Source organism: Mesorhizobium sp. CA15, from assembly GCF_020165215.1.
In the GTDB taxonomy this organism is placed as follows: Bacteria; Pseudomonadota; Alphaproteobacteria; order Rhizobiales; family Rhizobiaceae; genus Mesorhizobium.
The window spans coordinates 269,789-292,586 of record NZ_JAIUHQ010000002.1 but is presented as its reverse complement, the minus strand read 5'-3'; the positions used below and the strand labels follow the sequence as shown (position 1 = coordinate 292,586).

Sequence of the window (22,798 nt, the reverse complement as noted above, 5' to 3'; positions counted from 1 at the left end):
CGGGCTGCTTTCCTAAGCTTCCGGATTGGCTGCGATCTCCTCGCGGCGGCGCGCGACATACGCGTCGAGCTCCTCGCGGATCGCAGGATCCATCACCGGCTCCTCATAATCGTGCAGCGCCTGCTGCCAGAGCTCGGTCGCCCGCTCCAGCGCGTCCTTGCCGCCGGCCTCCTGCCAGGCGCCGTAATTCTGCCAGTTGGAGAGCATCGGCTGGTAGAAGGCGGTGGTGTAGCGCGACATGGTGTGCTCGGCGCCGAAGAAATGGCCGCCGGCCGGCACCGACTTGATCGCCTCGAAGCCGAGGTCGTCCTCCTGGAACGGCAGCGGCCGCAGGAATTCCATCATGTTCTGCAGGATCTCGACGTCGAGCACGAGCTTTTCGTAGGACGCCGTCAGGCCACCCTCCAGCCAGCCGGCGGCGTGATAGATCAAATTGGCGCCGCCGAGCACCGCGCCCCATGTCGCCATCTCGGTCTCGTAGGCCGCCTGCAGGTCGACGACATTGGAAGCATTCGCATTTGAGGTGCGGTAGGGCAGGTTGTAGCGCCGCGCCAATTGCCCGGCGATGATGTTGGCCTTGGCGTTTTCCGGCGTGCCGAAGGCCGGCGCGCCCGACTTCATGTCGACATTGGAAGTGAAGGCGCCGTACATCACCGGGGTGCCGGGATTGACGAGCTGCGTCAGCGTTACGCCGAACAGCGCCTCGGCATTCTGCTGGCAGAGCGCGGCGGCAAGCGTCACCGGCGTCATCGCGCCCATCAGCGTGAAGGGCGTCACCGTCACCGGCTGGCCGTGCTCGGCCATGGCGATCAGGCCTTCGGCCATCGCGTCGTCGAACAGGCGCGGCGAGTTGATCGAGATGATCGTCGTCACGCCGGGCGAGGCGCGCATCTCCTCGACGGAGATGCCGCGCGCGATCGCCATCATGTTGATGCCATCCATGGCCCTGGCGCGGCCGATCGCCGTGCAATGGAAGGAGAGATCGCTGAGCGTCAGATTGGCGTGATAGGTGTCGAGGTGACGCGCATTGGCCGGCAGTTCCATCGGCGCCACCACCTGGTTGCCGATGATGTGAATGGCGTTGAAGTGATGCGCCAGCCGAATGAAGTTCTGGTAGTCGGGGAGATTGCCCTGGCGGCGGCCGTTGATGCGGTCGTGTACATTGGGCGGACCGGCGACCAGGCCGAAGACCAGCGAATTGCCGCCGAGATGAACCTGCTTTTGCGGATTGCGGCTGGTCAGCGTGAAGGAGGAAGGAACGTTGCGCAGGGCCGCCGTGACGAGACTCTCGTCGATACGGATGATCCGCTCCTCGCGATCGACGATGGCGCCGGCCTTGGCAAACAGGTCCATCACCCTTTCGCTCATGACGCGGATGCCGAGTTCCGACAGGATGCGCATCGATGTCTTGTGCAACTGCTCCATGCGCTCCTCGTCGAGGAGCTGCATGGGCGGGTAGGGGTTTTTTACACTCTGCCAGGGCAGTTGCGCGATGCCGCCGCCACTGCGGCCGAGCTTCGATCTGCGGCCGCCGCCGCGCCTGTCCTGTGACATCTGTCTACTCCCCTTCGATTCTTGTTCTCGCAATTCCGGACGGAAAACCGCTGCGCACTTTTGCTTTCAGTACCCGCGTTCCGGATTGACCACGTTCTCCAGCGGCTCGCCTTTGCGGTAGCGCGCCAGATTGTCGGCGAACATGCGCACCGACTTGATGTCCCAGCCGTCATAGACCGCCGCGCAATGCGGCGTGACGGCGACGTTGTCGTAGCCCCAGAGCGGATGTTCGGCCGGCAACGGTTCGGTGGCGAAGACATCGAGCGCCGCGCCCTTGATCCGCCCGTTGTCGAGCGCGCTCAACAGTGCGGCTTCCTCGACGACGCCGCCGCGCGAAACGTCGATGAAGACGGCGGACGGCTTCATGGCGGCGAAGGCGGCCTCGCCAAGCAGGCCGCGCGTGGTGGGCAGCAATGGCACGCAGCAGACGATGAAATCGGCGCGGCCAATCAGTGCCAACAGCGCGTCGGGGCCGCGCACTTCGTCGAGCGACGGCATCGGTTTCGGTCGCGACCGGATGCCGAGGGTGTGCATGCCCATCGCCTGCGCGCGGCGCGCGACGGCTTCGCCGGTCTTGCCGAGGCCGACAATGAGGACGGTCTTGCCCTCGATCGGCTCGACGCGGCCGCCGCCCCATTGGCGGGCCTGTTGCCGGCGCTCGAAGCCACGCAGGTCGAGCGAGAAAGAGAGCATGGCGCCAAGCGCATATTCGGCCAGCATGCCGGCCGCGACGCCTGCTGAATTCGTTACCGTCACATGCGCGGGATCCCAACGTCCGAGATGGTCGGTGCCCGAGCCGCCGATCGATATCCATTTCACCGTCGGGCTCTCGACGAGAGCCTGACGCGGATAGCGCGGCGTGCCGTCGAAGCGGATAGAATAGACCACTTCCGCGGCGGTCCGCTCGATCAAAGCGGGGAGGCCGGCATAGGTGTCGCAGGCATGAACATCCAGATCCGGATGTGTCTCGGCAAGCACCGCGAGCGCGCCGGCAGGCTTGTCGGTGTGCAGGATGATTGTTGGGCGCGCCGACATTGCGAACTCAATCGCGGCCGATATGATCGGCGGCGCTGCCGAGGACGGCAAGCAGCGCCCGGCCGTTCTCGAGCGTCGCATTCTCATGCGGCGCGCGCAGGTTCAGCCAGCGCCGGTCGCCGGACTTGACCGCAAGCACCGCCTTCATCGCAGGGATCAACCCGGCATCCTGAACGACCTTCCGGAACGTCTTGATAGCGCCATCGGCTTCGGCGACGTCCTCGCCCTGCCGGGCCGCGTCATAGAGGCGGCGAATGGCGGCGGCGTTCAAATTGACGGTGGCCGAAATGCAGCCGGCCGCGCCGCTGGCGAGGCCCTTGGTGAGTTGCGCCTCGGAGCTTGGGAACACGGAGATATCGGGCGCGGCGGCGATGACGGCGGCGGTGTTGTTCCAGTCGCCGGCGCTGTCCTTGTAGGCGACAACGGTGTTTGGGAACGCCTTGCTCAGCCTCGCCGTCAGCGCTGGACTTACAGGCACGCCCGAGTTCTGCGGGATGTGATAGAGGATCACGCGCATCGAAGGTTTTGCCACCTTCTCGATCAGCTCGCTGTAGTAGCGCGCCTGGCCGTTGTCGCCGGCGCCGGTGTAGAAGAAGGAGGGCAGCACCATGACGGCGGCGCAGCCGAGCCCGACGGCATGCGCCGACAGTTCGACCGTCTCAGGCAGCGCGGTGACGCCGGTGCCGGGCATAAGCCGGTCCGGCGCAATGCCGGCCTCGACCAGCCATTCCAGCGCCTGCATGCGCTCGCGCAAGGACACCGACAGCGCTTCGCCCGTCGTGCCGAAGGGCGAGAGGAAATGCGCGCCCTGGTCCAGCACCCATTTGGCGTGGGAGATCCAGAGATAGCGCGCGATCCGGCCATCGTCTTCGAACGGCGTCAGGATCGGGGCGATGGTTCCTTGCGGGCGGGTCATGAATATCCTCTATGCTGGTCTGTGTGGCCGGCCACCGCCGCGACGGCGCGGGCGAAGTAGGCCGAAGCGGTGATGTCGAAGAGTATGTCGAAACCCGCCGGCGAACGGAACGTCACGGCCTCGATATGGCCGACGCGTGTCTGCGCGATATCGTCGGCGCCGAATTTTTGCGGTCTCAGGTCCAGCGCGCAAAGCGCGCTCATCGCTTCGGCAAGGCGGGGACCAGAAAGGCGCATCCATGCCCAGCCTTCCTCGCGCCATGAGGAGTAGCCTTTCGGCGCCGTCGCGGCCTGCCAGGCCGCTTTGACTTCGGCGAGAGTCTCGCCGGCGTCCTCCGCGAGAAGCAGGATGTCCTCGTTGCCGAGGCGCAGAACCCGCATGCCGCGATGGTCGCCAATGCGGTTGACGGCCGGCAGCGTAATGCCTTGCGCGGCAAGCCAGGCGGCGCTGCAGCCGCCTTTCAGGCCAAAGCGCGGGCGGTCCGTGAGGTCGCTCAGCACGACCGCGCCGGAAATCAGCTCCGGGCCGTCGGCCGCGCCGCCAGGCATGAAGGGGTAGACGCGCGTCGCGGTGCTGGCGGCCATCTAGATCTCCTGCCGCGCGTTGGTCGGGTCGAAGAAGGCATGGGCGACGACCGGCACTTCGACCAGTTCACCATTGCGGCACTTCACCGTCACGCGGCTGCCTTCCGCCTGGTCGTCGACATGGACATAGGCGAGCGCGATGTGCCGCCCAAGCGACGGCGAATATCCGACCGAGGTGATCTGACCGACAGGCGCGCCGCCGCGCAGCACCAGACAGCTTTCGCCGGGGATGTTGCGGGCGCCGGCAGGGAATTGCAGCCCGACCAGCTTGCGGGTCAGACCGAGCCTCGCGCGCATCTCGATGGAGCGCTTGCCGATGAAGAACGGCTTCTTCTTCGAGACCGCCCAGCCGAAGCCCAGTTCGTCCGGGGTGGTGATCGCATCCGTGTCCTGGCCGATCAGGATATGGCCTTTCTCCAGGCGCAAGATACGCGACGCTTCCAGTCCGTAGGGAAGCAGGCCATGCGGCCGGCCCGCCGCCATCACCGCATCCCAGAGGCTCGGCGCCAGGCTCGAAGGGCAGTGCAATTCATAGCTGAGCTCGCCTGTGAAGCCGATGCGCATCACCCGCACCGGGACGTCTGCGACCATGCCTTCGCGGCCGCTGAGATAAGGGAAAGCGTCGCGGCTGAAGTCGATGTCGCTCTCCAGCGCCTCCAGCACCAAACGCGCCTTGGGTCCGGTGACGTTGAGGCCCGAGAACGCGCCGGTAAGGTTGAGCACATCGACCTTCAGACGCCACTCGGCATTCCAGAACAGCATGTCGGCATAGACGCGCGCGACGGCGCCGGTGGTTGCCGTCACATAGAACTGATCCTCGGCCATCCGGTAGGCGACGCCGTCGTCGACCACCGAGCCCATCTCGTTCAGCATCAGGCAATAGCGGACACGACCCACCGGCTGATTGGCATGCGCCATTGTGTAGAGGCGGTCGAGAAATTCGCCGGCATCCGGCCCGCGGATCTCCAGCTTGCCGAGCGTCGAGACATCGAGCAGGCCGACGCCTTCGCGCACGGCCAGGATTTCCTGGCGGACAGACTCGTCAGCGCTGCTTGCGTCACCATAGTAATAAGGCCGCCACCATGCGCCGACCGGCTTCATCGCGGCGTTCAGCGCGATGTGCCGCGCATGCAGCGCCGTGCGGCGCTCCAGCGCCTCGTGGTGACCGGCAAGCACGCCGAGCGTTTCCGGCCCGACAGGAGGACGCGCCGTGGTGATGCCGATCTCGCCGACCGTGCGACCGGTCGCCTCGGCGACGATGCGGGCGGTCGCCAAGGCCGAATGGCGACCCTGACTCGGGCCCATGCCGACCGTGGTGAAGCGCTTTACCAGCTCGATCTCGCGATAGCCGTCCTTGGTCGCGTTCTGCAGATCCTTGACTTGCAGATCCTCGTCGAAGTCGACGAAGTCACGTCCCTTGGGGTCGGCCACGATGGGCTGCACATAGCGTGGTCGGGCGGTCTTTGGACTGACCGGAGGTTCTTCCGCGACCGCATGGCCGACCCGGGAAAGCGCGGCTGCCGCCGCGCAACGGCCGCTGGCGATCGCGTCCTCAAGATCGTCCGATCCGGCAACGGCGCCGGCGAGATGGACGGGACCTTGCGGAAGCGTAATCGTCATGGCTCCCATCGCGGCATCATAGCCGACCTTGCCGCCGGCCTGGCACGGCAGTTGCCATGCCGGCGCCTGGCCGATCGAAACCGTCAGCAGGTCGCAGGCGATCCAGCTTCCACCGACGCGGACGCGGGCAAGGTGACGATTTGCGGCCGTGCCTTCCGCCGCTTCGATGGTCGCGCCTTTGCGGATGGCGACGCCTTTGCCGCGGAGTTCGGCTTCCAGCGGACCTGCCTCGCCGGCGGGTCTCGGATCGATGAGTTCGACGACCGATACGCCGGCATCCAGCAGGTCGAGCGCCGTCCGGTAGCCGTCGTCATTGGCCGCCAGCACCATCGCGCCCTGGCCAGGCCGCACGCCATAGTGGCGGATCAGGCGCTGCGCGGCTCCGCCGAGCATGATCCCAGGCAGGTCGTTGTTGCGGAAGACGGCGGGCTGCTCGATGGCGCCGGTCGCCAGGATCACCTCGCGAGCGCGTGTGCGGTGAAGCCGATTGCCCTCGATCAACGGCAGCCAGTTGTCTTCGTACCAGCCATTGCAGACGGTGCCGGTCAGCACCTTGAGATTGGGCAGCGACTCGAGCCTTGCCAACAGACCGGAGAAGATGGCCGGATCGTAGCGGCCATAGCTCAGCGCGCCGCCGATCTCCGGATTCTCGTCGCACAGCGCCACATCGACGCCGGCCTCCGCGGCGGCGATCGCGGCGCTCAATCCCGCCGGGCCGGCGCCGACCACCAGCACGTCGCAATGCAGATGCGTCTTGTCGAAATGCCGGTGCGGCGCCTTGGTGTCAACCACGCCCAGGCCCGCCTTGCGGCGGATCACCGGCTCCCAGAATTTCAGCCAGCTGTCGCGGCGCGGACCCATGAAGGTGCGGTAGTAGAACCCGACTGGCAGGAAGCGGCCGAACCTGTCCATGATGGCATCGCGGTCGCGCTCAAGCGAGCCGTTGACGTTCTGTGCGCTGACCCGCAGCCCTTCTCTGATCGGCGTGCGCTCGGCTGCAGCGTTCGGTTCGAATGGCAATTGCACCAGCGCGTTGGCGTCGGTCCCGGTCATCGACAGGATGCCACGCGGTCGATGATATTTGAACGAGCGCGACAACACCCATTGGCCGGAAGCGGCGAGGGCGCTGGCGATGCTGTCGCCTTCATAGCCTTTAAAAGGCTTGCCTTCGAAAGTGAAGCGGATAGGCCGGCTTCGATCGATGCGGCTTCCGAAAGGGGCGAGCAGCCGGTTCATGCGCGGTCCCGCAGCTCGGACGCATCGAAGGTGCAGATGATCTCGTTGCTCACGAGATCGCGTTCGGCCAGGAAAAAATAGTTGCTCGGCACGTGTCGCCACCACTCGACCACGATGCCCTTGCGGTTCTCGGCGCGGAACAGATGGCGCGACCATTCGGTATCGGCGGTTGCGTCCGGATCGGGCCGCGCACGCACCGGGCCGAAGGACTGGAACTCGTCGATGTTGCGCAGGCCGTTCATGGGGCAGGTAAGCAGTTTCATGGATCAGTGGCTCGCCGCCGTTGCGCCCATTTCGTTGAGCAGCCGGAAGGTCTCGAAGCGCTCCAACGCAAAGGGTTTCAGGATGTCGGGCACGCGGCCCTCGGCGATGGTCTGCGCCATGCGCTTGCCCGCGACGGGCGTCGCCTTGAAGCCCCAGGTGCCCCAGCCGCAATCGAGCCAGAGATTGGCGAGGGGGCTGGCACCCATGATCGGGCTGTAGTCCGGCGTCATGTCGGTGATGCCGGCCCATTGCCTCAGCAGCCGCACGCCCTGCAGGAAGGGGAAGAGGTGGATGGCGCCCTCGGCGAGGTGCTCCTTCATGTCGAGCGTCGAGCGCGTCGAATAGAGCTGGTAGGGATCGGAGCCGCCGCCGATGACGACCTCGCCGCGCGAGGATTGCACGAGATAGGTGTGCAGCGAAACGGAGGAGACCAGCGTGTGCAGCCAGGGTTTCAAGGGCTGGGTCACCATTGCCTGCAGCGGGTAGCAGCGGATCGGAAGCTCGACGCCGGCCATCAGCGCGACGTCGTAGTTCATGCCGCCGGTGGCGATCAGCACCTGGCCGCAGGCGATGCGACCCCTGTTCGTCTTGACGGCCTGGACGCGGTCGCCGACGACCTCGAAGCCCCGCACCTCGGTGCGCTGGTGGATCTCGACGCCGCGCCGAGACGCCTGCGCGGCATAGCCCCAGGCGACGGCATCGTGGCGCGCCGTTCCGCCGTCGGCATGCCAGAGCCCGCCGAGGATTTCGAGCGGACCGCCATAGTCCATGTTCAGCAGCGGACAGAGCTCCTCGACGCCCTTCTGGTCGACGACCTCGGTGCGCGTGCCCATGTGCTTGCCCATTTCGGCGCGCATGTGGAAGCTGCGCATCGTGGCCTCGCTATGCGCCAGCGTGAGCTGGCCGCGCTGCGAGAACATGACGTTGAAGTCGAGCTCTTGCGAGAGCCGCTCGAACAGATCGACGCCTTCCTTGTAGAAGGCGATGCCTTCCGGCGTGATGTAGTTGGAGCGGATGGTGGTCGTGTTGCGCGCCGTGTTCCCACCGGCAAGATAGGCTTTCTCAAGCACCGCCACGCTGCTTATATCGTGATATTTGGCAAGGTGATGCGCGCAGGACAGTCCATGCCCGCCGCCGCCGATGATGACGACATCATAGGCCGGCTTCAGCTCGGGCGTGGCGGGGATGTCGCCGCTCACCGGATAGTCCCTGCTGAGACCGTATTTCAGGAGCCTGAGGGGCATTGCGCGCTCAGCTCGAAATCTTGGGAGGATCGTAGAGCAGCGCCGACAGATCGGAGAAGCGGCTGTTGCGGTCGTCGAGCGAAAGCACCGCGTCGCGGATCGCAGCGGCGCGGCTAGATCCGAGCACGGGCGCGGCGAACTCCATGTATTTGGCCTCGACGTCCTGCCTGGTCATCGGCGCTTCCGGGCCGCCGCGCGCATGCACGTCGCCGGACGCCAGCACACGTCCGTCCGTCGTCGTGATGACGACGTCGGCCCAGCGGCCGGCCGGGAAGCGGGCGCTGTGGCGTTCGGTTTCGGTCACGGTGATGCGCGTCAGCATGTCCGCGACCGCGGCGTCCACGAGCCCGGAGCCGGAAATATGCTCGAGCCCGATGCGCCGATGGAGGATGAAGGTCGCCACGGCGAAGCGCAGGCTGTATTGCGCCTTCGAGGTCGTGTCCGGCATGCCGTCGAAGAGCGTTGCGGCATAGTGGAAGCTGTTGACCTGGACATGGCCGATGTCGGACGGGGCAAGGTTGTGCGCCAGGCAAAGTCCACGCACGGCATCAATGGCCGCATGTGCCCAACGGCAGATCGGGTAGGGTTTAAGGTATTGATGGAGCGACTGCCAGAAGACGCCGAGGTCCTGCCAATGCGCCGCGACCTCCGGCGCCTCTACCGTGATCGCCGGCGCGCCGGTGAAGCCGCGTTCGGCCAGCACAGCCGCGGAGAGGCCGACGAGAGCGCCGAGGCCGGAGCCGTCATGCAGCATTGTTGGCGTGGCGATCTCGCGCATCATCTGGCTGCGCGGGCCATGATACTCGGCAATGCCCAGCGCCTCGCGCAGTTGCGTTTCGTCGAGCCGCCGCTGCCGTGCCGCGATCGCCGCAACGCCCAGGGCGTTCCAGGCGCCGGAGGTATGATAGTCGCTCACCGTCGCATGCAAGGCGATGCCGGCCCGGCCGGCGATTTCGTAGCCGACGACCAGGGACGCCAGCGCCTCCGGCCCGGTGAGGTCGGGCCTCCCCTCCGCGAGTGCTGCAAGCGCCGGCACGACCGCCACGCCGATATGGCCTTTGGTGGGGCTGTAGCCGTCGTGGGCGTCGAGATTGTCGATCTGCGTGGCGACGGCATAGGCCGCGCCGGCAATGCTGGCGCGCCGTCCGTCGAACAGCATGCGGGCGGAATATTGCGGGTCGCCCGAGCCATAGAGCAGGACGGCGGCGTCGCGGGCGATGCGGCCGGCCTCCATCGGTCCTGCCGCAACGGCGATGCCCAGCGTGTCGAGCAGGAGGTAACGGGCCTGTTCGAGCACCGGCTGAGGGAAGACGGAAGCTGGACGCCGCAGCACGAAATCGGCCAGGCGTGTGAACGTATCGGAACTGACGACAGGCCCCTCACGCCGGTATGACGGCACAGCCACGCGCTTATCTCCCCTGTCTTCTCACAACATCATTAAATTGGGTTCATCGCGCAGGCACGCGATTAGTTTGGCGGCTTTGGCCAAAAATATTGATGCCATGTCGCTTGTCTGCGATTGAACGCCCGGTTGCCCATGCGATAGCTAGGCAACTGTGGAACAGGAGACCGGGATGAAGCCGCCACCCCCCTTGAACTATATCCGCTCGTTCGAGAGCTCGGCCAGGCATCTGAGCTTTACCACCGCTGCCAAGGAACTGGGCTACACGCAAGCCGCGGTCAGCACGCATGTGCGCGCGCTCGAACATTATATCGGCCGGCAGCTGTTCATCCGCTATCCGCGCAGCCTGAAGTTGACCGAGATGGGGGAGGCGTTCCTGCCGACCTTGCGCCAGGCGCTCGATCAGATCGACCAGGCGACTGAGGCGATCGTCGCGTCCTCTCGCAACCGGACAGTCGTGGTTTCGTGCCCGATGAGCCTTGCGGAAAACTGGCTGGCGGGCTGCATGGCCGCCTTCCGCAAGAGGCATCCTGAGATCGAGATCGTCCTGCACGGCACGATCTGGGAGGATCTGAACGAGCAGATCGCCGACATCACAATCTCCACGCGGCGTTTCGATGACAGGCCGCCGGCGGCGATCCCGCTCTGGAACGACGAACTGGTGCTGCTCTGCGCCCCTGCCTTGCTCGAGGGCGAGCATGCGCTGAAGACGCCGCAGGACATGCTAAAGGTGGACTGGATCTTCGTGCATGGCCGCCAGGAATACTGGCAGGCGGTGACCGAGGCGCTCGGCGTTGACATGGAGGACCATGACAAGGGCCTGTCGACCAACGCCTCCAACATCGCGCTCGAGCTCGCCGCGATGGGGGCGGGGCTCGTTGCCACGCAGCGCTCGCTGGCGCATGCCTATATGCGCCGCGGGCTTCTCGTCGAGCCGTTTCCGGTGCGGCCGCCAAGTCCCTGGAATTACTATCTCACCGAGAGCCAGCTTTCGAAGGGAAATATCGCCCGAACAGTGAGGGAATGGATCTTGTCCAGGGCCAAGGAAGACGCCGCCCGACCATAGGGCTATCCGCTCCTTCAAAAATTTAGCTAGCCAATGCCCTTGTTTTTTTAGGCCTCAAGGGCCGGTTTTCTGCGGTTTGTGAAGGGTCGAGCCCTTCCGCGATTTTTGCATCACCCCTAACATGCTGAGCCGCAAGGGGAATGCAACGGGCGGAAAGCCCTGAACCGGAGAACAACGATGACAATGTTCAAGAGCAACGGTGACCGCGTGCCGGCGGTCATCGAAAGCTACGCAGCTGAAGTCAAAGGCGGGCGGATGGACCGCCGCGAATTCCTAGCCATGGCAAGCGTGATGGGTGCTTCAACGGCGCTTGCCTATGCGATGGCAGGGATGGAGCCGGCCAAGGCCTCGGCAGCCGGGCCCGGCAAGAAGGGCGGCATCCTGAAGATGCAGATGATCATCAAGGACATGAAGGATCCGCGCGCCTGGGACTGGTCGGAAATCGCCAATGTCATGCGCCAGTGCAACGATTACATGATCCGCTACACCACCGACTTCACCTTCGAGGGCCATTTGGTCGAGAGCTGGGAGGTGAGCGACGACGCCACCGAATACACGCTGCATCTGCGCAAGGGCGTGAAATGGTCGAATGGCGACGACTTCAACGCCGACGACATCGTCTACAACATCGAGCGCTGGTGCGATAAGGCGGCCGAGGGCAACTCGATGGCCGGGCGCATGGGCTCGCTGATCGACGCCGCTACGAAAAAAGCTACCAAAGGCGCCATCACCAAGGTCGACGACCATACGGTGAAGCTGAAATGCAATCAGTCCGATGTCACCATCATCCCGGGCTTCTCCGACTATCCGGCGGTTATCGTCCATCGCGACTTCGACAAGAACGGCGCCAATATGCTGAAGACGCCTGGCACCGGCCCGTATGAGCTGATCTCCTACAAGGTCGGCGAGTCCGCCTCGGTGCGGCGGCGCAAGGATTTCACCTGGTTCGGCGGCGAGCCCTATCTCGACGGCGTCGACTGGATCGACTACGGATCGGACGCATCCAACCCCGCCATCGGCAGCGCCTTCGAGGCCGGCGAGATCGACTGCAACTACCAGACGGTCGGCGGCACGGTCGATCTCTATGACAGCATGGGCCTGGTCAAGGAGCAGGTTGTCACCGCCGGCACGATCGTGCTGCGCACCAACGTGACCAACAAGCCCTATGACGACAAGCGCGTGCGCAACGCCATCCAGCTTGCGGTCGACAACGAGACGGTGCTGAAACTCGGCTATAGCGGCCTGGGGCAGATCGCCGAAAACCATCATGTCTGCCCGATCCATCCGGAATATTACGAACTGCCCAAAGTCCCGCGCGACCTGGCCAAGGCAAAGGCGCTGATGGCCGAGGCCGGCCAGACGGATCACGAATTCGAGCTGATCTCCTACGACGCCGACTATGTGAAGGACCCGGCCGATGTCGTCGCTGCGCAGATGCGCGACGCCGGATTCAAGGTCAAGCGCACCATCATCCCGGGCTCCTCGTTCTGGAACGACTGGACGAAATATCCGTGGTCGACCACCGACTGGGGCATGCGGCCGCTGGGGGTGCAGGTGCTGGCGATCGCCTATCGCAGCGGTGAAGCGTGGAACGAGTCCGGCTACGCCAATCCGGAGTTCGACAAGAAGCTCAACGAAGCCATGGCCATCGCCGACCCGGCCAAGCGCAAGGAGCTGATGAAAGACGTGGAGTTCATCCTGCAGGACTCCGGCATCCTCGTCCAAGCGTTCTGGCGCTCGCTCTACCGCCACCACGCCACCTATGTGAAGAACCTCGGCATGCACCAGACGTTCGAACTGCAGCTCGACAAGGTCTGGTTGGATAGGGCCTAGACCGGCAGCTCAAACACCATTCAGGGGCGCGGTTTGCGCCCCTGAATTCGCTGGCGACTGCGACCGATCAGTCAGCTAATTGAAATGCCAAAGCGCTGCCAAAGAGCGCGAAGCAAAGTCGCCGAACAAAGGGATGAAATCTCGATATGCGTACTCATGCACAAGCCGTTGTCATTGGCGGTGGTCTGATCGGCTGCTCGATCCTCTATCATCTCGCCAAGTTCGGCTGGACGGATGTCGTGCTTCTGGAACGCAGCGAGCTGACCTCCGGTTCGACCTGGCACGCGGCCGCCAACATCCACGGCCTGCATGATTCCACCAATATCAGCCGGCTGCAGCACTACACGATGGCGCTCTACAAGGAGCTGGAAGCGGAGACCGGCCAGGGCTGCGGTATCTTCCAGCCGGGTTCGCTCTATCTGGCCCAGACCGAGGCCCGCGAGCATCAACTGCGGCTGCAGGAAGCCAAGGCGCGGCGCTACAAGATGAACTTCTACGAGGTCGGTCGCGACGAAGCGGAGCGACTGCATCCGCTGGTCGATTTCGACGGCATTCGCTGCGTCATGTATGAGCCGGAGGGCGGCAATGTCGATCCGTCGGGCGTGACGGCGGCTTACGCCGCGGGGGCGCGGCAGCGCGGCGCGGAAATCCATCGCTTCACCCCGGTCACGGCGACCGAGGCGCAAGCGGACGGCAGCTGGATCGTGCGCACGCCAAAGGGCGATATCCGCACCCAATGGGTAGTCAACGCCGCCGGCCTGTGGGGCAGGGAGGTCGCCGCCATGGCCGGGCTGCAACTCCCGCTGATCCCGACCGAGCACCAGTATTTCGTCACCGAAACCATTCCGGAAATCGCCTCGATGGGCCGACGCCTGCCGTCGGTCGCCGACCGCGATGGCGAATATTATCTGCGCCAGGAAGGCCTCGGGCTGCTGATCGGCGCCTACGAGCGCAACATGAAATTCTGGGCCGAGGACGGCACGCCGATGGATTTCGGCCATGAGCTGTTTCCCGACGATCTCGACCGCATCGAGGAAAACATGATGCGCGCCATCCAGCGCGTTCCGGCGGCGGCCGCCGCCGGTGTCAAGAAGGTGATAAACGGTCCGATGATCTGGTCGCCCGACAGCGCGGTGCTGTTCGGGCCGGCGCCAGAGCTCAGCAATTATTTCTGCTGCAACGGCATCATCCCCGGCTTCTCGCAATCGGGCGGCATGGGCAAGCTCGCCGCCGAGTGGATGATCGAGGGCGAGCCTTCGCTCGACATGTTCGGCTGGGACATGGCGCGCTTCGGCCATTGGGCCGGCAAGGCCTTCACCAAGGCGCGCGTGCAGGACCAGTACAGCCACCGTTTCAAGATCCATTTCCCGAACGAGGAGCGCGCCGCCGGCCGTCCGGTGCGGACACGGCCGGTTTACGTGATGCAGAAGGAGATGGGCGCCGTGTTCGGCCTCAATTTCGGCTGGGAGCACCCGCTGTGGTTCGCGGCCGAGGGCGAGCCGCGCGAGGAAACGATCGGCTTCACGCGCCAGAACTGGTGGGGGCCGGTCGGCCGCGAGGCGCGTATGCTGCGCGAGTATGCCGGCATCATCGACATCTCCAATTTTGCCAAATACGAGATAAAGGGGCCGGACGCGGAAGCCTGGCTGAACGCGCTCTTCGCCAATCGCATGCCGGCCAAGGTCGGCAACTCTTGCCTGACGCCGCTGATCGGCAAGCGCGGCGGCATTGCCGGCGACTTCACCGTGACCAGGCTGGCGGAAGACGAGTTCATGGTGATCGGCTCGGGCATGGCCGAACGCTTCCACCAGCGCTTCTTCAAATCGGTGCCGCTGCCGGAAGGCACGACCTTCCGCTCGCGTACCGAGGATCTCGGCGGCTTCAACGTCGCCGGCCCGAAATCGCGCGAGCTCCTGCAGCGGCTCACCAATGATGATCTGTCGAACGAGGCCTTCCCGTTCATGCGCTCGCGGCAGATCACCGTCGCCGGCGTCGATGTCGTGGCGTTGAGGGTTTCCTTCACCGGCGATCTTGGCTGGGAGCTGCACTGCAAGTCGGCCGACCAGGTCGAGCTCTACCGCGCGCTGCTCAAGGCGGGCGCGGAAGTCGGCGCCGGGCCGGTCGGCTCACGGGCGCTGATGTCGCTGCGCGTCGAAAAGGGCTATGGCAGCTGGAGCCGCGAATACTCGCCGGAATACTGGCCGCAGGAGGTCAAGCTCGATCGCCTGATCAAGACGGACAAGCAATTCCTCAACCGCGACGCCTATCTCGCCGTCGCCGATAAGCCGGCGCGGGATGAACTCATCATGCTTTCCGTGTCGGCCAAGGACGCGGACGCCACCGGCGGCGAGCCGATCTTCCTGCCGGACGGCACGCCGATCGGCCAGGTGTCATCGGGCGCCTATGGCTATTTCGTCGCTCAGTCGCTGGCGATGGGCTACGTCAAGGCCGGAACCGCCAAGGCCGGCGACAAGGTGACTGTCGCCATACTGGGCAGGCCGCATGACGCGGTGCTGCTTGCACACCCGCCCTTCGACCCGGAGGGCAAGCGGCTGCGGTCGTAAGCCCGCGAACGCCCGGCCACTGGGAGCACACGAGAGTCGAAGAGGACTTCCAACAACCAAAACAGAGGGGAATCGCATGATCAAACGGCATTTGCTGGGCACGATGCTTGCCCTGGTCCTGACGTCCGCCGCACAGGCGGCCGACATCAAGGTGGTCAACGACGAAGCGTGGTTCGCCGAAGGTCCGATCTGGTATCAGGACAAGCTGTTTTACGTCGAATATGGCCGCGGCACGGTCACTGTCTGGGACGGCAAGAAGAACGACATTTTCTGGAAGATGGATGGCTGCGGCCCCTCGGCCGTGCTGCCGACCACCACCGGCGAGTTCCTCGTCACCTGCTACGACAACAACACGATCGGCCGCATCTCGGCCGACGGCAAGACGCTGCCTGCCTATGACAAGGACACGGACGGCAAGCCGTTCAGCGGACCGAACGATTTCGCACCGGACAAGGATGGTGGCGTCTATTTCACGGGCTCCGGCAAGGGCGGTCCGCTGATCGACGCTTCGGCCTATTACATCGGCAAGGACGGCAGCGTGAAGAAGGTCGCCGGCGACCTGCACAATGCCAACGGCCTTGTCATGTCGAATGACGGCAAGATCCTCTATCTGGTCGAGACCGAGGACAACCGGATCATCCAGTTCGACGTTTCGTCCGACCACACCTTGAGCAACCGCCGCGTGTTCCTGCGGCTCGACGATCTGTTCCCGAACCAGCCGCATATCTGGCCCGACGGCATCAAGATGGACAAAGAAGGCGAGATGTATATCGGCCAGAGCCCGCGCTCGCTCGACTCGCCAGGCAAGATCATCGTCGTGGACAAAGACGCAAAGCTCTTGCGCACGCTTTCGGTGCCGTCGCCGTCGATGCCGAACTTCGCCTTCGGACCGGACGAGAAGGTGCTTTATGTGATGGCGCTCGACCAGATCGATGCAGCACCCTGGCACGGCAAGGTCTATGAGGTGCCGAATAAATAGAGACTTCGCTGGTAACGGCTCGGTGGCTTAGCCGCCGAACCGGTCCAGCCAGTGGCGGGCGAGGTCGGAGCGGCGGCAGACCCAGATGTCGGGATTGGCGGTGATCTTGTCGAGGAAGCGATCCAGCCCGACCATTCGCCCCGGCCGCGCCGCCAGCCGGCAATGCAGCGACACCGTCATCATGCGCGGGGTCTTCTGGCCTTCCTTCAGCAGCCAGTCGACGCCGTCGCTGACATAGTCGAAGAACTGGCTACCGGTCTCCAAGCCTGAACCGCGCGAAAAGCGGCTGTCATTGTTGTCGAAGCTGTGCGGCACGACGAGGTGCCGCTTGGCGCCGACATCGACGAAATAGGGCAGGTCGTCATTGTAGTCGTCGCAGTCGAACAGGAAGCCGCCATGCTCGACTACCAGCCTTCTCGTGTTGAGGCTTGGCCGGCCGGTGTACCACCCGAGGGGATCGATGCCGGTGATGTTTCGCACCGTGTCCACCGTCATGGCGATGTGCTGGCGCTCTTCCTCCTCGCTGAGCGGGGCGTAGTCGATCCAGCGCCAGCCGTGGCAGACGATGTCGCTGCCAAGTGCTGCGATCGCCTTGCCAGCCGCCGGGTTGATCTCAAGCGCGCGCCCGACAATGTAGAAGGTCGGGATGACGCCCTTGTCCCGGAACAGCGAGATGAGCCGCCAGACGCCGACACGCGAACCGTATTCATAAAGCGATTCCATGTTGCGGTTGCGCAGCCCCGGCACGGCGGGCGCGACGGCAAGGTCGGACAGGATCGTTTCGGAGACGCCGTCGCCTTCACCGATCGAGTATTCCGCACCTTCCTCGTAATTGACGACGATGTTGAGCGCCAATTTTGCGCCGCCGGGCCACTCGGCCGGCGGAGGCCGCTCGCCATAGCCGATGAAATCGCGAGCGGGCAGGTACGGTGCGTCTGACGTCATGAAATCCCCTCGGATGAAGCCCTTACCAGCATTGCCGGCCGCGCAGGGCGCCCAGGATACGCAGCGCGCGGTCCATGACTTCCTGCGGCCCGATCGTGATACGCAGGCAGTCGGTCAGGCCGTAACCGGAGAGGCCGCGCACGATAATGTCGACGCCGCGCAGGGCACTGTCGGCAGCGGCCGCTGCCGCCGCGTCGGCAAAGCGGATCAGGACGAAATTGGTCCGGCTTTCGGGTACTTCGTATCCGGCCGCTCGCAAGCCTTGCGCGAAGCGGTCGCGAATGTCGGCGGTGCGGGTTACGATTGCGCGCGTATAGGCTTGGTCCTCTAGCGCCGCAACGGCCATGGCGAGGCTCACCGTCGAGACCTGGTTGGAGTTCTGCATCTTGCGCACCTCGGCGGCGATCCGCGGCGCGAACAAGCCCCAGCCGATGCGCGCGCCGGCCAGCCCATATGCCTTGGACAGACTACGCAGGATGACGGTGTCGCCGCGCCCGGCCAGCGCGAAGGCGGCTTGCGGATCCTGATCGTCGAATTCGCCATAGGCTTGGTCGACCATCAGGAGAACGTCGCGGGGAAGGGCCGCGCGCAGGCGCAGCAGCTCCGCGTTCTTGATGCGCGTGCCGGTCGGGTTGCCCGGATTGCAGACGAACACGATACGCGTCCCCGACGTCACCGCCGCCAGGACGGCGTCGATCGAGACCTCAAAGCCGCGCTCCTGCGCTTTGGCATAGGTCGCCCCGACGCGCGCGGCCGCCGAGGCGGCGAAATTATAGGCATAGTCCGTACCCAGCACGTCAGCGCCCGGTCCGGCGAAGGCCGCGATGGTGCAGGCGATTAGCTCCATAGAACCCGCGCCGCAAAGGATGAGATCGCGCTCGATCCCATAGGTTTTTGCGATCGCGTCGCGCAGCAAGGTCCAGTCCGGGTCCGGGTAGAGATGGCTGCGGGCCACAGCGACCCGGCCGGCTTCGATTGCCTTCGGGCTAGGCGGGAAGGCGCTCTCGTTCTGGGCTAGCGTGGGCCGGTCGAAGCCACCGAAATTCGCCAAGGCAAAAGCGGACATGGCCTGGACATGGGTAGTTGCTTTCAGAGGCACGGCATATCCATGCAGGTCTGGCGACCAAATTTGTCGGCAAGGTCTTCCGGAACGGAAGCTATGGCACCGCGACCAAGCCGCAAAGCAAAATTAGCCGGTGCAATGACTGCGGGAATCTGGCCCATGGGAGGGGCCATGTCCAGGCTCTTTTCTTGGATCACATAGGCCGGCCTGAAGTCTCCGCTATCGGCGCCTCCGGGCCAATCATGTTGTTTTTCAAGAACTTAGCGGTTTCGCGGCTTTGTGGCGTCAGATTCAGCTGACTTCGTCGGTCCTGCCGCTGACGCCCGCCTGGATCAGCCGGTCGGCGAGGATCGCCAGGAAGGCGATCGACAGGCCGGCGATCAGGCCCATGCCGGCGTCGGCCTTGCCGAGCGCGACATAGACTGCCTGGCCAAGATCGCGCGTGCCGACGAGCGCGGCGATTGCCAGCATCGACAGCGCCGCCATGATGGTCTGGTTGAGGCCAAGCATGACGACCGGCAAAGCCAGCGGCAGCTTGGCCTGCAGCAAGGTCTGCATCGGCGTCGCGCCCATCTGCTCGACCGCCTCGACGACATCGGGACGGACATGCCGCAGCCCGTGCTCGACATAGCGGATCGGCGGCACGATGGCGTAGAGCATGATGGCGATCAGCGCCGTGAACTCGCCCACCTTGAAGAACATCAGCGCCGGGATGAGGAAGACGAATTGCGGCATCGTCTGCAGCGCGTCGCAGATCGGCTTCAGGATATGCGAGACTCGATCGCTGTGCGCCGCCCATGTGCCGAGCGCGCCGCCGATCAGAAGGCAGAGCAGGACCGCCAGCGTGCAGAGATAGAGCGACTGCACAAGTTGCGGCCACAGCCCGTTGACCAGGATCAGCCCGAAGCCGACAAGCGCGAAAAAACCGAGCCGCGGCCCGGCCACCTGGCCGGCAAGCAACGCGACGGCAAGGATGAAGGCAGGCCAGGGGAGATCGAGAAAGCCGGTATAGAGAACAAGGCCGGCGGCCAGCACGGCCAGCGCCCCGCGCCAACCGAAGCCGCGCAGCGCCAACACGGCCAAGGCCAGCACCAGGACGAGATAGGCGGCGAGCACCGAAAATGGCAATGTGAAGCCCCACATTGCCGGCGTCGCCGAGCCGGCAATGCCGACGCGCATCGGCAGAAGCAGGCAGTAGAGCACCGCATTGCGCACGCCGTTGAAGAACCAGGCGTAGTCGCGCACGAGCACCAGCAGCCATTGGTTGACGGCGCCCATCTGCATGCGCAGACCGGTTTCCGGCAGAAGCGCCGCATCTGGCGCGGCCAATCGGATGACCACGGCGAGAGCCAGCGCACCCGCCAGTGACAAGGCCAACCGGCGCGGCGTCATCCAGCGCATGGCGGGCGTCGGCCCGGTCTCCGGCGCCTTCGCGAAGCCGATGGTGAGGCGGTCGATGAGGATGGCGAGCAGCGCGATGACGAGGCCGGAGAGGATGCTCTGGCCGAACTCGGCCTTGCGCATCGAGGAGAGCACCTCCCAGCCAATATCCTCGAAGCCACCGATAATGGCGGCGACGATGACCATCGACAGCGCCGCCATGGTCGTCTGGTTGAAGCCGACGAGAAGCTGCGGCAGCGCAGTCGGCACCTCGACCTGCCAGAATTGCTGACGGCGTGTGCAGCCGCTCATCAAGCCGGCCTCGCTGATGGCCGCCGGCACACGGTCCAATCCGAGCATGGTGTTGCGGACCATCGGCGGCGTCGCATAGATCGCCGAGGCGATCAGCCCAACCACCGGACCGAAGCCGAACAGGAGCAGGAGCGGAATGAGATAGGCGAAGGCCGGCACCGTCTGCATCAGGTCGAGCGCGCCGAGCAGGACCGGACGCCAGCGCGGGCGGGCGTAACCCAGAAAGCCAAGCAGGAAGCCGAGCACGGTGGAGATCGGCACCGCCAGCAGCACCAGCGCCAGCGTGTTCATGCTCTGCGGCCAGTAGCCGGCGAGCAGGATATAGGCGAGCGTGGCGAGCGCGAAGATCGCCAACCGCTCACCGCTCGACTTCAGCGCAAGGGCGGCGATCGCCAGCATCACCGCCGGCCAGGGCAGCCAGGCGAGCGCCAGCCGCGCGCCGCGCATCGGCGCATCGAGCAAAGCGGACAGCGCCCGGAAGGCCGGTTGGATGACGGCGACGACAATGTCGGTCACGGCGTTGATGTAGGTAGCCAGCGGCAGCGTCCATTGCTTGGGGAAATTGACCAGCCAGGGAAGCTCGGTTTTGAGAAGCAGGCAAAGCGCCGTCAGCACGGCCAGGCCGCACCAAGGCAGAAGCGCCGGTTCCACCACGAACCGCGATGAGGGTCGAAATGCCGCCGCCGGCGCCGTCATGAGTTCTTGCGCCTTGCCTGCTCGCGTTCGAGCACCGCGAGCACGGCGCTGGCGTCGAGCACCGCCGGCGGGCTGTCACCCACCCCGGAAACGGTAAAGGCCGTGGCGCCCGCGGCGAGTTGCGGGATGAGCGCCTCGAGGCTGGTGTCGGCGACGACGCTTCGTTCCGGCAACGGCGCGCCATTGGCGGGCGTGGCGATGTCGCCGGCCGTGATGACGCGCAACAGCGGCATGTCCTCGGTGAACTGCGCGACATAGTCGTCGGCCGGGTTGAGCACGATGTCGGCGGGACGGCCGATTTGCACGATCTTGCCGGCCCGCATGATCGCCAGCCTGTCAGCAAGCCGGAAGGCCTCGGCGATATCGTGGGTGATGAAGATGATGGTCTTCTTCAGCATGCGCTGCAGGCGCAGGAACTCATCCTGCATCTGCTTGCGGATCAGCGGATCGAGCGCCGAGAACGGCTCGTCGAGAAACCAGAGCTCCGGCCCCACCGCAAGCGAACGGGCGATGCCGACGCGCTGCTGCTGGCCGCCGGAGAGCTGGTGCGGGAAGGATGCCTCGCGGCCTTCGAGTCCGACCAGCGCGATCATCTCGCGGGCGCGGGCCTCGCGTTCCTTCGCCGGCTTGCCCTGAATTTTCAGCGGGAAGGCGACATTGCCCAACACGTTCAGATGCGGCAGCAGGCCGAAATTCTGGAACACCATGCCCATGGCGTGGCGGCGCAGCTCGATCAGTTCCTTGCCGCTGGCGGCAAGCAGGTTCCTACCGTCGAGCAGTATCTCGCCGGCGCTCGGCTCGACCAGGCGCGACAGGCAGCGCACCAGGGTCGACTTGCCGGAGCCGGACAGACCCATGATGACGAATATCTCGCCGGTCGCCACCTCGAAGCTGGCATCGACCACGGCCGGCAGATGCGCCTCGGCGCGCAGGCGCTCGGCCAGCGCATCGGGATCGATGATATAGCCGCGCGAGTCGAAGTAATAGGCCGGGCGCCGGCCATAGACCTTCCAGACATTTCGGCAGGCAAGCTTTATCGGACGCGCGGCCGTGTTCATCCTTAACCACCCGTGCCGATCGCCCGCCCGGCTCCGCGCAGTGCGGAAACCGGGCCTATGGTGCCCTCAGACTTTGCCAGGCACATCGGCGAATTATCCTTTGGCGGCGTCGAGCCAAGGTTTCCACACCGTCTCGTTCTTGTCGATCCATTCCTTGACGACGGCGTCGAGATCCTTGCCTTGCTTGTCGACGGCCAGCATCATCTTCTGCTGCTCGGCCGCATCCATCTTGAAGGCCTTGAGGAAGGCGTAGGCCGCCGGCCATTTGGCGCCAAAGCCCGACCAGACGATCTTGTCGACATCAGGTGGGGTGATGCAGTGCTCGTTGGTCTGTTCCTTGCAGGGCGGCATCGTCACCCAGCCGACGTCGTTCTCGGCCAGCGCGTAGTGCGGACCCCAGAACATCATGATGAGCGGCGTCTTGGCGGCTTCGGCGGCTTCCAACTCGGCCACCAGCGCGCCTTCGGAGCCCGACGGCACAGCGGTGTAGGGCATGTTGTTGTCGGCAAGGATGGTGGCCGCGCGCGAGCCCCAATCGGCCGGGTAATCGAGGAAGCGGCCATTGGGCGCGGTTTCGGGCGTCGCCAATGCCTGCACGCATTCGGGCTTGTTCAGCGCAGTCCAGTCCGGCAGGCCGGGGCAGACCTTTTCCATGAATTTCGGATAGATCCAGCCTTCCTGCGTCTTCAGATCGAGCTTGCCGATATCCTCGATCTGCTTGGCGGCCAGCACTTTCGGATAGATGTCGCCGACATTGTTCAACCAGATCTCGACCGATGCGCTGAGCGAGCCGTCGGCGAGGCCCGAAAATTGCGGGAAATTGCCGGCGGTGACGTATTCGACCTTATAGCCGAGCTTCTCCAGAAGCTGGCCTGCGATGTGCGTGGAGACGTGCGCGCCCGTCCATTCCAGCATGGCGAGCTTGATCGGCTCGTCCTTCGCGCCAAGATCGGCGCTTTGCCCGGCCGTCGTTGCGGCAAGCATCAGCGCGAGGCCAAGACCGGCCCCTTGCAAGGCATTTCTTATTTTCATGTCAGTTCCCCTGTC

The 22,798-nt window shown here is 64.9% G+C and carries 17 protein-coding genes; 4 read left to right on the top strand and 13 right to left on the bottom strand.

Going from position 1 to position 22,798, the window contains the following annotated elements; genetic code table 11:
• Positions 1 to 12: 12 nt before the first annotated feature.
• The 8 genes from LB515_RS04795 to LB515_RS04760 all read right to left on the bottom strand — a co-directional run bounded on the left by LB515_RS04795 (position 13) and on the right by LB515_RS04760 (position 9,858).
• The gene (locus LB515_RS04795) at positions 13 to 1,554 is read right to left on the bottom strand and encodes a trimethylamine methyltransferase family protein (RefSeq protein ID WP_224706912.1); all 1,542 of its coding nucleotides are present in this window, start codon (positions 1,552 to 1,554) and stop codon (positions 13 to 15) included.
• 66 nt (positions 1,555 to 1,620) lie between these two features.
• Entirely contained in the window at positions 1,621 to 2,589 is a 969-nt protein-coding gene (locus tag LB515_RS04790) for a D-2-hydroxyacid dehydrogenase (RefSeq protein ID WP_224706911.1), read from the bottom strand.
• 7 nt (positions 2,590 to 2,596) lie between these two features.
• Positions 2,597 to 3,505 carry a dihydrodipicolinate synthase family protein gene (locus tag LB515_RS04785; RefSeq protein ID WP_224706910.1) on the bottom strand — a complete coding sequence of 303 codons (909 nt, stop codon included), beginning with the start codon at positions 3,503 to 3,505 and terminating at the stop codon, positions 2,597 to 2,599.
• Positions 3,502 to 4,089 carry a hypothetical protein gene (locus tag LB515_RS04780; protein WP_224706909.1) on the bottom strand — a complete coding sequence of 196 codons (588 nt, stop codon included), beginning with the start codon at positions 4,087 to 4,089 and terminating at the stop codon, positions 3,502 to 3,504. Before LB515_RS04780 ends, LB515_RS04785 begins: the two co-directional genes overlap by 4 nt.
• Positions 4,090 to 6,945: a 2Fe-2S iron-sulfur cluster-binding protein gene (locus LB515_RS04775; RefSeq protein WP_224706908.1), complete on the bottom strand. Its 2,856-nt coding sequence runs from the start codon at positions 6,943 to 6,945 to the stop codon at positions 4,090 to 4,092.
• The gene (locus tag LB515_RS04770; protein WP_224543001.1) at positions 6,942 to 7,208 is read right to left on the bottom strand and encodes a sarcosine oxidase subunit delta; all 267 of its coding nucleotides are present in this window, start codon (positions 7,206 to 7,208) and stop codon (positions 6,942 to 6,944) included. The genes LB515_RS04775 and LB515_RS04770 overlap by 4 nt, the downstream gene beginning before the upstream one ends.
• Positions 7,209 to 7,211: 3 nt before the next feature.
• The gene (locus tag LB515_RS04765; protein WP_224706907.1) at positions 7,212 to 8,453 is read right to left on the bottom strand and encodes an FAD-dependent oxidoreductase; all 1,242 of its coding nucleotides are present in this window, start codon (positions 8,451 to 8,453) and stop codon (positions 7,212 to 7,214) included.
• A gap of 7 nt (positions 8,454 to 8,460) precedes the next feature.
• Entirely contained in the window at positions 8,461 to 9,858 is a 1,398-nt protein-coding gene (locus LB515_RS04760; RefSeq protein ID WP_224706906.1) for an MmgE/PrpD family protein, read from the bottom strand.
• 169 nt (positions 9,859 to 10,027) lie between these two features.
• Here LB515_RS04760 and LB515_RS04755 point away from each other — a divergent pair, with 169 nt between their 5' ends.
• From LB515_RS04755 to LB515_RS04740, 4 genes are all read left to right on the top strand, one after another.
• Complete coding sequence (locus LB515_RS04755; RefSeq protein ID WP_095768685.1) at positions 10,028 to 10,921, top strand: LysR substrate-binding domain-containing protein; 894 nt, start codon at positions 10,028 to 10,030, stop codon at positions 10,919 to 10,921.
• Between the two features lie 177 nt (positions 10,922 to 11,098).
• Positions 11,099 to 12,754, top strand: coding sequence for an ABC transporter substrate-binding protein (locus tag LB515_RS04750; RefSeq protein WP_224706905.1), 1,656 nt, complete (start codon positions 11,099 to 11,101; stop codon positions 12,752 to 12,754).
• 146 nt (positions 12,755 to 12,900) lie between these two features.
• Positions 12,901 to 15,318, top strand: coding sequence for an FAD-dependent oxidoreductase (locus LB515_RS04745; RefSeq protein ID WP_224706904.1), 2,418 nt, complete (start codon positions 12,901 to 12,903; stop codon positions 15,316 to 15,318).
• Positions 15,319 to 15,394: 76 nt separating this feature from the next.
• Positions 15,395 to 16,297, top strand: a complete 903-nt coding sequence (locus tag LB515_RS04740) for an SMP-30/gluconolactonase/LRE family protein (RefSeq protein ID WP_224706903.1) — start codon at positions 15,395 to 15,397, stop codon at positions 16,295 to 16,297.
• 27 nt (positions 16,298 to 16,324) lie between these two features.
• Here the strand turns inward: LB515_RS04740 and LB515_RS04735 are convergent, their stop codons facing one another.
• The 5 genes from LB515_RS04735 to LB515_RS04715 all read right to left on the bottom strand — a co-directional run bounded on the left by LB515_RS04735 (position 16,325) and on the right by LB515_RS04715 (position 22,783).
• Complete coding sequence (locus LB515_RS04735) at positions 16,325 to 17,242, bottom strand: allantoinase PuuE (RefSeq protein WP_224523165.1); 918 nt, start codon at positions 17,240 to 17,242, stop codon at positions 16,325 to 16,327.
• A gap of 22 nt (positions 17,243 to 17,264) precedes the next feature.
• Positions 17,265 to 18,341, bottom strand: a complete 1,077-nt coding sequence (locus tag LB515_RS04730; protein WP_224706902.1) for a pyridoxal phosphate-dependent aminotransferase — start codon at positions 18,339 to 18,341, stop codon at positions 17,265 to 17,267.
• Between the two features lie 255 nt (positions 18,342 to 18,596).
• On the bottom strand, positions 18,597 to 20,648 hold the full coding sequence (locus tag LB515_RS04725) for an ABC transporter permease (protein WP_224706901.1): 2,052 nt from the start codon (positions 20,646 to 20,648) through the stop codon (positions 18,597 to 18,599).
• A 41-nt stretch (positions 20,649 to 20,689) separates the two neighbouring features.
• On the bottom strand, positions 20,690 to 21,751 hold the full coding sequence (locus LB515_RS04720; protein WP_224706900.1) for a glycine betaine/L-proline ABC transporter ATP-binding protein: 1,062 nt from the start codon (positions 21,749 to 21,751) through the stop codon (positions 20,690 to 20,692).
• Between the two features lie 93 nt (positions 21,752 to 21,844).
• The gene (locus tag LB515_RS04715; RefSeq protein WP_224523151.1) at positions 21,845 to 22,783 is read right to left on the bottom strand and encodes an ABC transporter substrate-binding protein; all 939 of its coding nucleotides are present in this window, start codon (positions 22,781 to 22,783) and stop codon (positions 21,845 to 21,847) included.
• Between the last annotated feature and the right edge of the window lie 15 nt (positions 22,784 to 22,798).